Source organism: Rhizobium sp. WW_1 (genome assembly GCF_003610155.1).
GTDB lineage: Bacteria > Pseudomonadota > Alphaproteobacteria > Rhizobiales > Rhizobiaceae > Rhizobium > Rhizobium tropici_A.
Genome location: NZ_RAIN01000001.1, coordinates 507,110 through 520,628, shown reverse-complemented (window position 1 = coordinate 520,628; position 13,519 = coordinate 507,110). Strand labels below are relative to the sequence as shown.

Below are 13,519 nucleotides of genomic sequence, written 5' to 3'. Positions count from 1 at the left end.
TCACTCCGCCGCCATCCGCATCTCGGTCACGTCCCGCTTCGGCGGCGTGCCGAACATGCGGGTATATTCCCGGCTGAACTGCGAAGCGCTTTCATAACCCACCTGATAGGCGGCGCTCTCCACATTCGCATGGCCTGCGACCATCAGGCGACGCGCTTCAAGCAGCCGCATCTGCTTCTGATATTGCAGTGGGGTCATCGAGGTCAGCGTCTTGAAATGCTGGTGGAAGGAGGAGGGGCTCATGCGTGCGGCAGCCGCCAGTTGCTCGATGCGTACGGGCTCTGCAAAATTATCGCGCAGCAGGCGAATGGCGTCGGCGATGCGTCGTGTCTGGCCATCCGGCAGTACCAGCTTGCACACCTCGCCGCCATTCGGGCCGGTGAGCAGCCAGAAGCAGATTTCCCGCATGATTGCGGGATAGAGCACGGGAATGGCGCTTGGGGTCGCCAGCATCCGGGTCAATCGTACGAGGCAATCGGCAAGCGGCTGGCTGAGATTCTCGACGAAGATGCCAAGACCGGCGTTGCCGGTTGGCTTTGGCGGCTTGTCGAGCTGTTCCATCACCTCGCGCATCATCCCGACATCGAATTCGAGCGAGATCGCCATGTAAGGCTTCTCCTCGCTTGCCTCGACCACCTTGCCAGCCGCGGGCAATTCTATGCTGATGATGAGGGCCTGCATTTCGGCATAGTCGATCACCCTGTCGTTTAGCATCAGTTGCTTTGCGCCTTGAACGATGACGCAGAGCGCCGGCCTGTAGACCATCGCATGCGGCATCTTCAACTCCGTCGAGCGCATGATGTGCAATCCGTCGATGCCGGTCGAATACAGCCCGTTGTTGCCGCCATCGCTGGCGTCGATGAATTGCGTGATTGCGTCCTTGAGGGCTGACGACATGGGTCGGTCTCCTTGGCATGGTGCCGTTCCATCATCATAGCAGGGGCAGGCTGGTCGACAAGGCAGTTGGAGGAATAGGCAAGAAATTCGAGAGTTCCGGCATTCAAGGAAATGGCACCCGGGGCGTAACTTTGCGTCATCAAGCATTCCTTGGAGAACGGCAATGACAACGGGAAATACCGATAAATCAAAGGCAAAGATTGCAATCATCACCGGCGGCGGCCGGGGGCTCGGGCGCAATACCGCCATTCATCTCGCCCGTCGCGGCGGCGATATCATCCTGACCTACAACGCAAATAAGGCAGAAGCCGACAGTGCCGTTGCCGAGATCGAAGCGCTCGGCCAAAAGGCCGTGGCCCTGAAGCTCGACGCCGGCAATGTCGCGTCCTTCGACGCTTTCGTTGCCGAGGTCGGCCGCGCGCTGCAGCAGGTATGGGGCCGTGATCGTTTCGATTTTCTCGTCAACAATGCCGGCACCTCCTATCATGCCTCCATCGCCGAAACGACGGAAGCCGAGTTCGACAAGCTCTACAACGTCCATCTCAAGGGCGTCTTCTTCCTGACGCAGAAGCTGCTGCCGCACATCGTTGACGGTGGCCGTATCGTCAATATTTCCTCCGGCCTTGCCCGCTTCAGCAATCCAGGCTCGTCAGCCTATGCCGCCATGAAGGGCGCGGTCGAGGTGCTGACGCGTTATCTTGCCAAGGAGCTCGGCGCTCGCGGCATTACGGCCAACACGGTGGCGCCGGGCGCGATCCAGACGGATTTCAGCGGCGGCATCGTTCGCGACAATCCGGAGGTGAACAGGATGGTCGCTTCCATGACGGCGCTCGGCCGTGCGGGTCTGCCCGACGATATCGGCCCGATGATCGCCTCGCTGCTGTCGGACGACAACCGCTGGGTCAACGGCCAGCGCATCGAAGTCTCGGGGGGTATGGTTGTCTAACGCTTGAAAACATCTTCGAGTTTTCGAACACCTCAGCCGGCAGCGGCTGGGGTGTTTATCTGCCAGCCATTGACCCAGATTTGACGCAGGCCGTCGCCTTCACCCTTGAACCAGAGCCCGGTCGGCTGGCAATCCTCGATCCGGTCGCTGCGGAAATTGCGGATCGCCTGGCGTAGCTCGCACCAGGCGACGATATTGGCGGTTTCGGAGTAATAGATCAGCGCAATCGGTCGGATGATGCGCTCGGTGGCGCGGCCGAGCTCATCGCGATAGGCTAGATCGAGCTTCTCCTCGTCGCGAATGGCGCGGCGCACCAGCGAAAGATCGATGGCCGAAGCCGAAGGTGCTGCAAAGCCCCAGGCATGCAGCGCATTGGCATCGAGGGTCTGGCGCAGCGGCGGCGGCACGGCGGCGGCGATCTTGGCGGTGACGCGCTTGGCCGCCTGCTTCAGCTCCGCATCTCCTGTGCGCTCCAGCAGCGCCAGCGACAGCACGATCGCCTCCATTTCCTCGATCGAAAACATCAGCGGCGGCAGGTCGAAGCCGGGCCGCAAGATGTAGCCGATGCCGCGCTCGCCCTCGATCGGCACGCGCATCGCCTGCAGCGCGGCGATATCGCGATAAACCGAGCGCACGGTCACCTCCAGCCGGCCGGCAATATCGGCGCCCGTCACCGGCTTTTTGGCCAGTCGCAGGATCTGGATGATCTCGAAAAGGCGTGACGCCTTGCGCATTTCTTGCCTCGAAGATGAAGGCTACTGACAATACCCCGTCAGTTGGATCTCTTTATAAGATCGCCTATTCGCCTGAAAATCAACAATTTCCTCTCCGGACTTCATGGAGAGATCGATAGGCAACTGACATGGGCTACGCAGAAAATCTCTGGCTTTTCTTCATTCTTCTCTTAGGCATCATCATCGTGCCGGGCATGGACATGCTGTTTGTGCTCGCCAATTCCTTGACCGGCGGCAGCAATCGCGGCCTAGCCGCGACGGGCGGTATCATGCTCGGCGGCGCGGTGCATTCGCTGAACGGTGCCGTCGGCATCGGCCTGCTGATGCATTTCGTGCCCGTCCTCTTCAATCCGCTGCTTGTTATCGGTGGAGCCTATATGGCCTACATCGGTTACACGCTGATGCGCAGTTCGATCACCGTGGGCGGCGAGGGACCGGCCGGCAGCCGTTCCGCCTGGAAAGCCTTCCGGCAAGGTGCTGTGACTTGCCTCATCAATCCAAAGGCCTATCTCTTCATCTTTGCCGTCTATCCGCAATTCCTGAAGCCGGACTATGGCCCGATGTGGATACAGGCAGTCATCATGGGAGCGATGACCATCGCAACGCAATTTGCCATCTATGGAGCTCTTGCCGTCACTGCCGGGCACAGCCGCGACCTGCTGGTCGCCAATCCGAAGGCAACCGCCTTTGCCGGTCGTGCAGCCGGGCTGCTGTTGGTCGCGGTTTCCATATTCACGGTCTGGGAGGGTTTGAAAATGGCGTGAGGGTCGATGCGGCGAATGAGTGTGTCGGCAGCATGACACTGATTTCACTTGGCTCTCACCACTTTGTGACTTCATTGCCGGAAAGGAAACCGGCAAACATGTCGCCGTAATCACGCGCCGGCCGCATAGACGGTCTTGATCACTCGGAGAGGTAGGAGAACGAAATGAAGTGGAAAGCGATTGTGATGGCGACGGCTCTGGCCGGCATCGCACTGGGTTCGGTCGTCGCAGCCGACGGCACGCATGACGCCCGCATCGGTATGATGAAGAAGATCGGCGGCGCCACGGGGGCTCTCGGCGCGATTGCCAAGGGCGACAAGCCCTATGATGCCGATATCGTCAAGGCGTCTTTGACCACGATCGCCGAAACCGCCAAGGCCTTCCCGGACCAGTTCAATCCGCAAAGCGACAAGAACGATGCCGAGGTCAATCCGAAGATCTGGGACAATCTCGATGACTTCAAGGCGCACGCCGCCAAGCTTTCCACCGATGCCGAGACGGCGCTTGCCCAGCTTCCTGCCGACAAGGCCGGTGTCGGCGCGACGCTGAAAACGCTCGGCGGTAGCTGCGGCGCCTGTCATCAGGCCTACCGCATCAAGAAGGACTAAGCGGTAGGTCGGCCTCGTCTGATGCAACGCCAGGAAAGGCGCATGGCGGCTCTCCTGGCGAAATTGCGTAGAGATAGATGGATGGGGCGTTTTCGCGATTCGAGGGAAGCGGAAGGGTTCCGAATATTGGTTTCGGCTTCGCATCGGTTCTCCGACCGGTGCGGAGTATAGTGGTTTTGGAGTCGGAAGGGGGCGTTGTGATGGCAAGGTTTATTCGGTGGCTGCTTTGTCTTTTCGGCGTGATCGTTCTTGGATGCGGCGCATTCTATGTGGTGACCGCGCCGTCGCCTTTGCCTGCGAGTCACTGGGCCGATCTTGGCACTCCCGATGTCAAGAATGGCGAGATGGTCTTCTGGGCCGGCGGCTGTACGAGCTGTCACGCCGCGCCGGGCGCGCAGGGTGACGCCAAGCTGGTGCTTTCGGGCGGTCTGGCGCTCACCAGTCCTTTCGGTACCTTCCACGTGCCGAACATCTCGCCGGACGAAAAAGCCGGGCTTGGCAGCTGGACGCTTGCCGATTTCGGCAACGCCATGAAGCAGGGCGTCGGCAGACAGGGCGAGCATCTCTACCCGTCCTTTCCCTATGGCTCCTACACCCGCATGAGCGACAAGGATATCAATGATCTGTGGGGTTTCCTGAAGACGCTGCCGAAGAGCGACAACGTCGCCCCGCCACACGAGCTGCCGTTTCCGTTCGACATCCGGTTGGCGATCGGTGTTTGGAAGTTCCTCTATCTCAACGACCAGCCGCGCGTCGTCCTTGCCAATGCGAGCGAGAAGGTCAGGCGCGGACAATATCTGGTGGAAGGGCCTGGCCATTGCGGCGAATGCCATACGCCGCGCGACAGTCTCGGCGGTTTCGTGAGCGGCCAATGGCTGGCCGGTGCGCCCAATCCTGAAGGCAAGGGCCAGATCCCGGACATCACACCCGGTTCCAAGGCCATCGGCAGCTGGAGCGCCGGCGATATCGCCAATTACCTCGAAACCGGTTTTACCCCCGACTATGATTCCGCCGGCGGCTCGATGGCCGAAGTCCAGCAGAACATCGCCCATCTGCCCGCAACCGATCGTGAGGCGATCGCAGCCTATCTGAAGGCGCTACCGGCACGGTAAAGGATGCCATGAGCCCTGAATGATCAAAGCAACAGGCTAATGGGGATCAATGATTTCAATTGCCAAACAGTGCAGCCCCTGCATTGGGGTCTAATTCATTGATGAGCGAGGCAATTGCCAATTCAATGTCGCGGCGGATAAGAGTGACAAGTTCTGTTTCGGTAAGCTGCGATGCACTAGCTATCCTGTTCGCTTGCATCATAATTATTCGTTCGAATAGATTTCTGACCTCACGTGCGTTTGCGAACGTGGAGGGCTTGGAATTGCAACGAGTCTGGAACGTATCCAGTATCAACGCTTGTGCATCGGGGCCGATTTCGTAGCGATCTTTCCGGGTCATCCGCATGAATATCTCGACCATCTCCTCTGCGGTATAGTTAGGAAACTCGATGATCCTTGGAAATCGCGATCGCAGTCCCGGATTCGCGTCCAGAAACTCGGTCATTTTGTCCGTGTATCCGGCGACAATCACCACAAGATCATCGCGCCGGTCTTCCATCAGCTTTAGAAGAGTTTCGATGGCCTCCGACCCGTAATCATTCTCGGAACGGCTAGTAAGCGCGTAGGCTTCATCGACAAATAAAATTCCTCCAGTTGCATTGTCGACGACACCACGCACTTTAACAGCAGTTTGGCCGACGAAACCGGCAACGAGCCCGGATCGGTCAACTTCAACCAGATGGCCTTTGGATACCAGTCCCAAGTGCTGATATATCCTCGAAATCAAACGTGCGACTGTCGTTTTCCCTGTTCCCGGGTTGCCGGTAAAGACCAAATGAAAGGTCACGTTTGGAATAGGCAACATCTTATTCCGGCGAAGGGATATGATCTTTGCAAGATTGATGAGGTTTTCGATTTCCATCTTGACGTTTTGCAATCCGACAAGGCCGTGCAATTCTTGTAGGCACGTTTCCAAGTTGTCTTCGCCATTGCTTCTGATCGTCTTATTGCCGCTAGCGCTGGTGGGAGCATTTGAAGGGGTAGGGAAATTCGTAGCAGCGGGGAGCTCTAATGCCGTCCTCTTTGCTTTCAGTTCGGCTTCCATTCCCTGGGCAATGCTTCGAAGTGGTCCAGTAATCTTGGAAAGCTCGTTGAGTTCCTGCTGATCTATGGTGTTGTCAGCAAGAAAAAGTGCATATGCCATCTTTTCCACAGTAGGAACAACGAGATCGTTCGCTGCGGCATAGTCGCCTGTCTGAGAAATCTGCCAGTTTGCTGCTAGCTGCATCATGGGTGTGAATAGGGAAATGACAGTATTATGCAGGGAATCTCGACTTTTCGCGTTATTCAAAATATTGTTGTAGTATTCCGTCGTATTTTCTGTCCGGAGGATTGTGTTGATTAAGACTGATTCAATGCCGCCGACGGGGCCATTTGCAGAACAAATTAAGCTCAGGAGAACGCCGGCTCCAAGCTCCATTGCGCGGTCAAAGTTCTCCAAATTGGGATCTTGTGCTAATGTCGGCGTTTCCATCTTAAACTGAATAATTGTTCGAGTAAGTATATTCCAAGCTGTCAATGCGTCCGATGTGGAGCTCATAATATATAAATGACCCTCATATCCGTGTAGTGATGGTGCATCTCTACCTATTATATTAATTGTCTTTATGTTGCACGCATCAGATGCATCTCGTCAATGGCTTTCATCGTTTGTCATTAGCCGTCGATTGCTTCCGCTTCTTGTCTTAGTCGATGGGCTGGACGACCACAAAAAGTCGACGCCATCGAATGTGAGCCCCGTTTCAAAGCGCAGCTTTAATCGTAGCTCCAAGCCGACAGCCATTTTTCCAGCGCATTTCCGAGAAAGCTTATAGCCGCGACAGCGTGGGATTCGACAAAGGGAGAGGGTGGTCGTGGACGCAAGGGTGACGCGAAAGGTTCCGTATTTCAGCCAGTGGGAAACGCCCGATATGACGCTGGCGGTCGTGGCGGAGGGGGCGCATACGGCCTTGCTGAAGGACCCGCTCTGGGCGTCTTCCGGAGCCGGCAGCGTCGAGGACTATGCGCGCTGGGCCGGCAACCTCTGCGGCATGGCCTGCCTGAAGGTGGTGCTTGCCGCCCGAACGGGCAAGGCGGTGCCGATCATGGATCTCGCCATGGTTTGCCGGGATTATGGCGGCTATGTCGAGGAGGCGGATGGTCGGATCAAAGGCTTGATCTACGCGCCCTTCGTTCCCTTCGTGCGGGATCGCTACGATCTGAATGCAAGGGTTTTAACCGGCGTTTCCGCCTTTGATATCGCAGATATCCTCGTGCAATCGGAGTTTTTCATCGCGTCGGTGCACCATTCGATCCGTTGGCCCGAGACCGAGCCGCCGGCCAAGGGCGGCCATCTCGTGCTGGTGACGGCCGTCGACGGAAAGAATATCCGCTTCCACAATCCGTCCGGTCACATCGATGCGACGCGCGAGAATGTGGAGATGCCGCTGGAGACATTCGAGAAGTTCTTTGCAGGCCGCGGGATCGCCATTGATCGCTAAGCATTTCCAGGCACAGCGGCGGAAACGCTCTAAAAATCAGTCTTCAATGGCGATCCCTTTAAAGGCCGGCATCAGGCCAGAGCCTGCAGGTAGCGCATACCGGTGACCGGACGCGGCTTGAAATCCATGTTTTCGTAGAAGCGGTGGGCCTGGAAGTTGCCTGTCGCGGCGCCGACTGAAAGGTAGCTGCAGCCGGCCTTGCGGGCGATATCGCGGGCGCGGTCGACAAGATGCTGTCCGACGCCGTGGCCGCGGTGGCCGTCGCGCACGAAGAGATGGTGCAGATCCATGCCGCGCTGGCCTTCCTGCGCCTTGTAGAGCGGCACGAGGATGGCGTAGCCAAGCAGACCATGTTCGCCTTCGGCAACGAGCGCCGTGATCCACGGTACCGGGCCGAAAAGATCGCGCTCGAGCTGCTCGGGCGTCGTGCCGGAGGGGTCGCCGTGATGGTCGGCGAGAAGCCGGATCATGTCGTTGAGCTCAGGCAGGTCGCGCGGCTGTGCGTTGCGAATGGTCAGAACAGGCGGTCGAAGAAGTGAGATGTCGCTATCGTCTAGCATGGCATTTGCGTCCTTGTTTTTCAGATGAGCCGTCAGGACGCTGCCGATACAACAAAGCCGCCTGACGGCGGCTTGTTGACATATGATCTGTCTTGGCCGCCCCTTACAGGTACAGCCAAAAATACGAGCAGTTGTGGAGCGCGTGCGTGATCATGGGCGCATCAATGATCCGCTTCAGCGGATTTGTCAATGGGGGCTTAGTGCTCGTGTTCGCATAGCCCGTGATCGGAGAGCGCACGGATCACATAGCAGTCTTCGATGCTGTGGCCGTCGCAATGCGAGACGATGCGTTCGAGCTCATGCTCCAGCCTCTTCAGCTGTGCGATCTTGATGCGCACATCTTCCAGGTGCTCCTTGGCGATGCGGTCGGCGCCGACGCAGGGACGGTCCGGATGCTGGCTGAGCGAGATCAGCTCCTTGATGGCATCGATGGTCAGGCCCAGATCGCGGCCATGGCGGATGAAGGCGAGGCGCTCCAGATCCGTCTTGGAATAGCGCCGCTGATTACCCTCACTGCGCTCGGGCTCCGAGATCAGCCCCATCTGCTCGTAATAACGGATCGTCGGCACTTTCACGCCGGTCCGCTTGGATAGATCGCCGATCGTCAGCATCGCTTGGCCTCCAACACCTCTAGTCTCTATAGCAATATATGCGGTCGTCGGTGAGAATTGCAAGGCCAGGTGGCCGCGGTAGCTGGCCGGGATACTTCGCCGACCACCTCATCGCCCGGTCATCGCCGCAAGAAGAAGAGGCTTTCAATCCATCGTCATAAATAGTATACCCCCCTATATTATAATAGAGGTCGCAATGTCCCATACCATTCGTCAGCAAGCCAAGCTCCTCTCCCGCATTCGCCGCCTCAAGGGGCAGATGGAAGCGGTGGAGCGGGCGCTCGAGGCAGAGCGTCCCTGCGGGGAAATCCTGCAGCTGCTTGCCTCCATTCGCGGCGCCCTGACGGGGCTGACCGGTGAAGTGCTGGAAGACCATCTGCATGAGCATGTGCTCCATGCGGAAAGCGAAGAAGCCCGCCGGCAGGCGGTCGATGAGATAGCCGACGTGCTGAAGACGTATCTGCGGTGACAGGTTTCAGGCGTTCAACGAGAGAGTGATGTCATGAGTATTTCCTCCGAAATGGGCCACAGCCATGTCTTTCTGGGCTCCGATCACCAGCGCAACGAACGCCGCATCTGGCTCGTCATTGCGCTGACTGCCGTCATGATGGTGATCGAGATCGGTGCAGGCACGATCTATGGCTCGATGGCGCTGGTGGCTGATGGCTGGCACATGTCGACCCATGCCAGTGCCATGCTCATCTCGGCTCTCGCCTATCTCTATGCGCGCCGGCATGCGCACAATGCGCGCTTTACCTTCGGCACCGGCAAGCTCGGCGATCTCGCAGGCTTTGCCAGCGCCATCGTGCTGGCGGGGATCGCACTGATCATGGGCTGGGAGAGCATTCTGAGATTACTTGATCCGGTGGCGATCAATTTCCGCGAGGCGATCGCGATTGCCGTGCTCGGCCTTGGCGTCAATCTGGTCAGCGCCTGGTTGCTGCGCGACGATCATAGCCATCATCACCACGGTCATTCCGGCCACGGGCACAGCCATGGCCACGCACATGATCATGACCATCATCACGATCATGACGACGGCCATCATCACGACCATGGCCAAAAGGGTGGCAGGGATAACAATCTGCGCTCCGTATATGTCCACGTCATCGCCGATGCGATGACCTCGGTTCTGGCTATCGCTGCGTTGCTGCTGGGCAGTCAGTTTGGCTGGACCTTCCTCGATCCGCTGATGGGTATTGTTGGCGGCCTGGTGATCCTGCAATGGGCCTGGAGCCTGCTGCGCGCCTCCGGCGCCGTTCTTCTTGATTTCATTCCAGCGGGCGAGGATCTGCCGGGTGAGATCCGCGAGGCCATCGAGACCGCCGAAGACCATATTACCGATCTCCATGTCTGGCAGGTCGGCCCCGGGCATCACGCCGCCATCGTCGCAATCGCAACACCCGTGTCGCGCGAGCCTTCCTTCTACAAGGAGCGGCTTGCCGATATTCACGAACTCTCGCACGTGACGATCGAAGTTACCGTCGACAAGGCGGCATAAAATCCGCTAGCAATCGGTGCGGACAGAGGCTTGCCATATTCCTCGCATAGCCCAAAATCTGCCCGATTCTGCTGGAGGCCCCTCGCATGCCCACATTGCTCACCCGCCGCCGCCTCATGGCAGGCTCGGCGCTGCTTCTCCCCGCCCTGACGCTCGGCCCCGATGCGCTTTTTGCTCAGGATAGCGGTGCCACGCCGCAGACGCCGCCCGCAACGGATAGCTCGCCGGCACCCGATACCAGTGGGCAGGGAACGGAAGGTGGAGCGCAGGACAATTCACAGCTCTCCGACGATGTCGACAAGCAGCTTGCTGATCTCGAAAAGAGGACCGGCGGCCGCCTCGGCGTCTCCGTGCTGGACACCGAAACCAATATTTCGCTCGGCCATCGCGAGGAGGAGCGGTTTCCCCTGTGTAGCACCTATAAGGCGCTTGCCGTCGGCTTCGTGCTGGCGCGCGTCGATCAGGGGGTGGAAAAGCTCGACCGTCGCGTCACATACGGCAAGGACAAGGTGGTCACCTATTCGCCGGCAACCGAAAAGCACGCCGATGCCGATGGGATGACCATTGCCGAGCTTTGCGGAGCCGCGATCACCTTGAGCGATAATACGGCCGGCAATCTGCTGCTCGACAGCTTCGGTGGCCCGGCGGCGCTGACCTCTTGGCTGCGCACGACAGGCGATACCGAAACGCGCCTCGACCGCAACGAGCCCGATGTCAACCAGGCGGTAAAGGACGACCCGCGCGATACGACGACGCCGGATGCTATACTGGATACGATCGGGCTGCTGACGCTCGGCAACACGCTGTCGGAAACCTCCCGGGATCAGTTTGTGAACTGGCTGGTCGCTAACACCACGGGCAATAATCGCCTGCGCGCGGGCCTGCCGAACGAATGGAAGGTCGGAGACAAGACCGGCACCGGCAACAACGGCTCCTATGCCGATATCGCCGTCATCTGGCCGCCGGAGCGTGGCGCGATCCTCGTCACGACCTTCGTTGCGGAGGCAACCGCACCTGCAAAAGATGTCGAATCCGTTTTCGCCGAGGTCAGCAAGATCGTTGTCGGCATGATCGGCCAATAGCGAGATATTGATAAAGAAAACAAGACGATACGAACGAGATGTGAATCAGCTTCGTATCGTCTTCATCCAACCTGGCAATTTGCTTAGACGAGCGCCAATGCCGAAGCCGCGCTGTCCGTTTCCTGATCGCTATCACCATCGGCGTTGCCGGCGCCCAGCTTCTGCTTGATCTCGTCGGCAATCTGGTCGTTGATCGCCTTCTGGTCGTCGGCCGACAGCGATTTGAAGGAATCTTCCGTCAGGCCGTGCGCCTCCAGATATTGCGCCCGGATCTTCTGGGCAGGCGTCATGTTCGCCCATTTGGCAAATTCGTCCAGAATATCCTGATCGGACTGCTCGCTTGACGATGTCGAGCCGCTTCCGCCCGACGCCGTCGCGCTATTCTGATCGCTGCCGTCGTCCGAGGTCGAGGACGCATCGCTACCGAACTGGCTGAGCCATAGGCCGGATGAAATGGAGGAGGGGACGCCGCTGGACGAGATGGAGGGCCCTTGCGAATCGTCCTGCTGGCCGTCGCTGTCGCCCGGCAGCGAGAAGGGCGTGCTATCGTCGCCGTCGCTGCTCTGCGAGCTGCGGATCGGCGTGCTGAAATAGTTTTGGGTGCTGCTGTGCACTTTCATCGTCATATCTCCCTATGGGTTGCGGAGACGATGACTCTGCAAGCCTGTCTGAGGCTTATGCGCTCAAGCTTCCTCAGGTGCCGCAGAAGGTCTGTAGCACCCGTTCCGCCGGCAATGGCGGCTCGCCATAGGGCGCAAAGGCGGGCTGATCCTCGTAAGGGGTCGCGAGCACCTTCAGCAGGGCTTCGAACAGTGAGAAATCACCATCGTCGACCGCAGCTTCGATGGCTTGTTCGATTCGGTGATTGCGGGGAATGAAGGCCGGATTGACTTTGCGCATCGCCGCCGTCCGTGCTGCTGGCGTCTGCGGATCGCGTGCGAGCCGCTCACGCCAGCGTTCGAGCCAAGGTGCCGCTGCTTGTGGGTCGTTGAACGTGGCGGCAAAATCGGTCACGTCCTCGTCTGCGGCGAGGGCGGCAAGCCGGCGAAAGGTGAGCGTGAAATCCGCTTCCTGCTGTTGCATCGTCGCCAGCAGCGACTGGATCAGCTCGAGATCGCCATCTTCCTCGTTAGTAAGCCCAATCTTGGCGCGCATGCCGGAAAGCCAATAGGCCTGAAAGCGTTCGCCATAGGCCTTGATGATGACATTCGCCAGCTCGATCGCCGTATCGACGGACGGATCGATCAGCGGAATCAGCGTTTCCCCGAGGCGCGCCAGATTCCATTGGCCGATTGCCGGCTGGTTGGCATAGGCATAGCGGCCGTTGCGGTCGATGGATGAGAAGACGGTGGCCGGATCATAGGTATCCATGAAGGCGCAGGGACCGAAATCGATCGTCTCGCCCGACACGGTCATGTTGTCTGTGTTCATCACGCCGTGGATGAAGCCGACATGCAGCCAGCGCGCGATCAGTGCCGCCTGCCGATCCGCCACGGCTTCCAGCAGTGAGAGATAAGGGTTCTCGCGATCTCTGATCTCCGGATAGTGGCGGGCGATGACATGATCCGCCAGCACCCTGACACTCTCGGTATCGCCCCGCGCGGCAAAGAACTGGAAGGTGCCGACGCGGATATGGCTTGCCGCCACGCGCGTAAAGATCGCGCCGGGCAGCACTTCCTCGCGGTATACGGGCTCTCCGGTGATCACGGCCGCAAGCGCCCGCGTCGTCGGGATGCCGAGCGCATGCATGGCCTCGCTGACGACATATTCGCGCAGAACCGGGCCGAGAGCGGCGCGCCCGTCACCGCGCCGGGAAAATGGCGTCGGTCCCGAGCCCTTGAGCTGGATGTCTCGACGCCCGCCGTTGCCGTCCTTGACCTCGCCAAGTAGGATGGCACGGCCATCGCCGAGCTGCGGCACGAAATTGCCGAACTGATGCCCGGCATAGGCCATGGCAATCGGCTGAGATCCCGGCAACAGCTCATTCCCGGAAAAGATCGCCGCCGCATTTTGCCTCAACGCTTCCACGTCGAGCCCCAGTTCACGTGCCAGCGCCTCGTTGAATTTGATCAGCTGCGGCGCGGTAACCGGTGTCGGCGCCTGGTCTGCGAAAAACTGCGGCGGCAGGCGCACGTAGCTGTTGTCGAAGGCGACCGGCGTCGCCCGAAGCGCGGTATCATCGTGAAGAGGAGAGCTCATATGCCTAAGGTAGGGCCGACAGGGA

The 13,519-nt window shown here is 59.0% G+C and carries 15 protein-coding genes; 8 read left to right on the top strand and 7 right to left on the bottom strand.

What is annotated here, in order from left to right; translation table 11 throughout:
- Positions 1-897, bottom strand: a complete 897-nt coding sequence (locus BJ928_RS02420; RefSeq protein ID WP_047627509.1) for an AraC family transcriptional regulator — start codon at positions 895-897, stop codon at positions 1-3.
- Positions 898-1,060: 163 nt separating this feature from the next.
- On the opposite strand from BJ928_RS02420, the gene BJ928_RS02415 reads away from it, so the two are divergent.
- Positions 1,061-1,843, top strand: a complete 783-nt coding sequence (locus BJ928_RS02415; RefSeq protein WP_047627507.1) for an SDR family oxidoreductase — start codon at positions 1,061-1,063, stop codon at positions 1,841-1,843.
- Positions 1,844-1,875: 32 nt separating this feature from the next.
- On the opposite strand, the gene BJ928_RS02410 is transcribed toward BJ928_RS02415, so the two are convergent.
- Entirely contained in the window at positions 1,876-2,577 is a 702-nt protein-coding gene (locus BJ928_RS02410; RefSeq protein ID WP_047627506.1) for a YafY family protein, read from the bottom strand.
- Between the two features lie 128 nt (positions 2,578-2,705).
- On the opposite strand from BJ928_RS02410, the gene BJ928_RS02405 reads away from it, so the two are divergent.
- From BJ928_RS02405 to BJ928_RS02395, 3 genes are all read left to right on the top strand, one after another.
- Complete coding sequence (locus BJ928_RS02405) at positions 2,706-3,341, top strand: LysE family translocator (protein WP_047627505.1); 636 nt, start codon at positions 2,706-2,708, stop codon at positions 3,339-3,341.
- Between the two features lie 164 nt (positions 3,342-3,505).
- On the top strand, positions 3,506-3,949 hold the full coding sequence (locus BJ928_RS02400; protein WP_047627502.1) for a cytochrome c: 444 nt from the start codon (positions 3,506-3,508) through the stop codon (positions 3,947-3,949).
- A 197-nt stretch (positions 3,950-4,146) separates the two neighbouring features.
- Positions 4,147-5,061, top strand: coding sequence for a cytochrome c (locus BJ928_RS02395; RefSeq protein ID WP_047627501.1), 915 nt, complete (start codon positions 4,147-4,149; stop codon positions 5,059-5,061).
- A gap of 55 nt (positions 5,062-5,116) precedes the next feature.
- Here BJ928_RS02395 and BJ928_RS02390 read toward each other — a convergent pair whose 3' ends face one another.
- A complete protein-coding gene (locus BJ928_RS02390) occupies positions 5,117-6,535 on the bottom strand; it encodes an AAA family ATPase (protein ID WP_183079354.1) in 1,419 nt (472 codons plus the stop codon).
- 379 nt (positions 6,536-6,914) lie between these two features.
- Between BJ928_RS02390 and BJ928_RS02385 the strand changes: the two genes are divergently transcribed.
- Positions 6,915-7,541, top strand: coding sequence for a C39 family peptidase (locus BJ928_RS02385; protein ID WP_281024098.1), 627 nt, complete (start codon positions 6,915-6,917; stop codon positions 7,539-7,541).
- A 71-nt stretch (positions 7,542-7,612) separates the two neighbouring features.
- Here the strand turns inward: BJ928_RS02385 and BJ928_RS02380 are convergent, their stop codons facing one another.
- Together BJ928_RS02380 and BJ928_RS02375 are read right to left on the bottom strand one after the other, a co-directional pair.
- On the bottom strand, positions 7,613-8,101 hold the full coding sequence (locus BJ928_RS02380; protein ID WP_047627498.1) for a GNAT family N-acetyltransferase: 489 nt from the start codon (positions 8,099-8,101) through the stop codon (positions 7,613-7,615).
- 197 nt (positions 8,102-8,298) lie between these two features.
- Complete coding sequence (locus tag BJ928_RS02375; protein WP_047627497.1) at positions 8,299-8,712, bottom strand: helix-turn-helix domain-containing protein; 414 nt, start codon at positions 8,710-8,712, stop codon at positions 8,299-8,301.
- A gap of 196 nt (positions 8,713-8,908) precedes the next feature.
- On the opposite strand from BJ928_RS02375, the gene dmeR reads away from it, so the two are divergent.
- The 3 genes from dmeR to bla all read left to right on the top strand — a co-directional run bounded on the left by dmeR (position 8,909) and on the right by bla (position 11,295).
- Positions 8,909-9,181 (top strand): Ni(II)/Co(II)-sensing transcriptional repressor DmeR, encoded by a 273-nt coding sequence (dmeR, locus tag BJ928_RS02370; RefSeq protein WP_047627496.1) that lies wholly within the window; start codon positions 8,909-8,911, stop codon positions 9,179-9,181.
- Positions 9,182-9,214: 33 nt separating this feature from the next.
- Positions 9,215-10,213 carry a CDF family Co(II)/Ni(II) efflux transporter DmeF gene (gene dmeF / locus BJ928_RS02365; RefSeq protein WP_047627494.1) on the top strand — a complete coding sequence of 333 codons (999 nt, stop codon included), beginning with the start codon at positions 9,215-9,217 and terminating at the stop codon, positions 10,211-10,213.
- A gap of 86 nt (positions 10,214-10,299) precedes the next feature.
- Complete coding sequence (gene bla, locus BJ928_RS02360; RefSeq protein WP_047627493.1) at positions 10,300-11,295, top strand: class A beta-lactamase; 996 nt, start codon at positions 10,300-10,302, stop codon at positions 11,293-11,295.
- Between the two features lie 83 nt (positions 11,296-11,378).
- Here bla and BJ928_RS02355 read toward each other — a convergent pair whose 3' ends face one another.
- Positions 11,379-11,915 (bottom strand): hypothetical protein, encoded by a 537-nt coding sequence (locus BJ928_RS02355; RefSeq protein ID WP_047627491.1) that lies wholly within the window; start codon positions 11,913-11,915, stop codon positions 11,379-11,381.
- A gap of 73 nt (positions 11,916-11,988) precedes the next feature.
- The gene (locus BJ928_RS02350) at positions 11,989-13,494 is read right to left on the bottom strand and encodes a protein adenylyltransferase SelO (protein ID WP_047627489.1); all 1,506 of its coding nucleotides are present in this window, start codon (positions 13,492-13,494) and stop codon (positions 11,989-11,991) included.
- Positions 13,495-13,519: the final 25 nt, after the last annotated feature.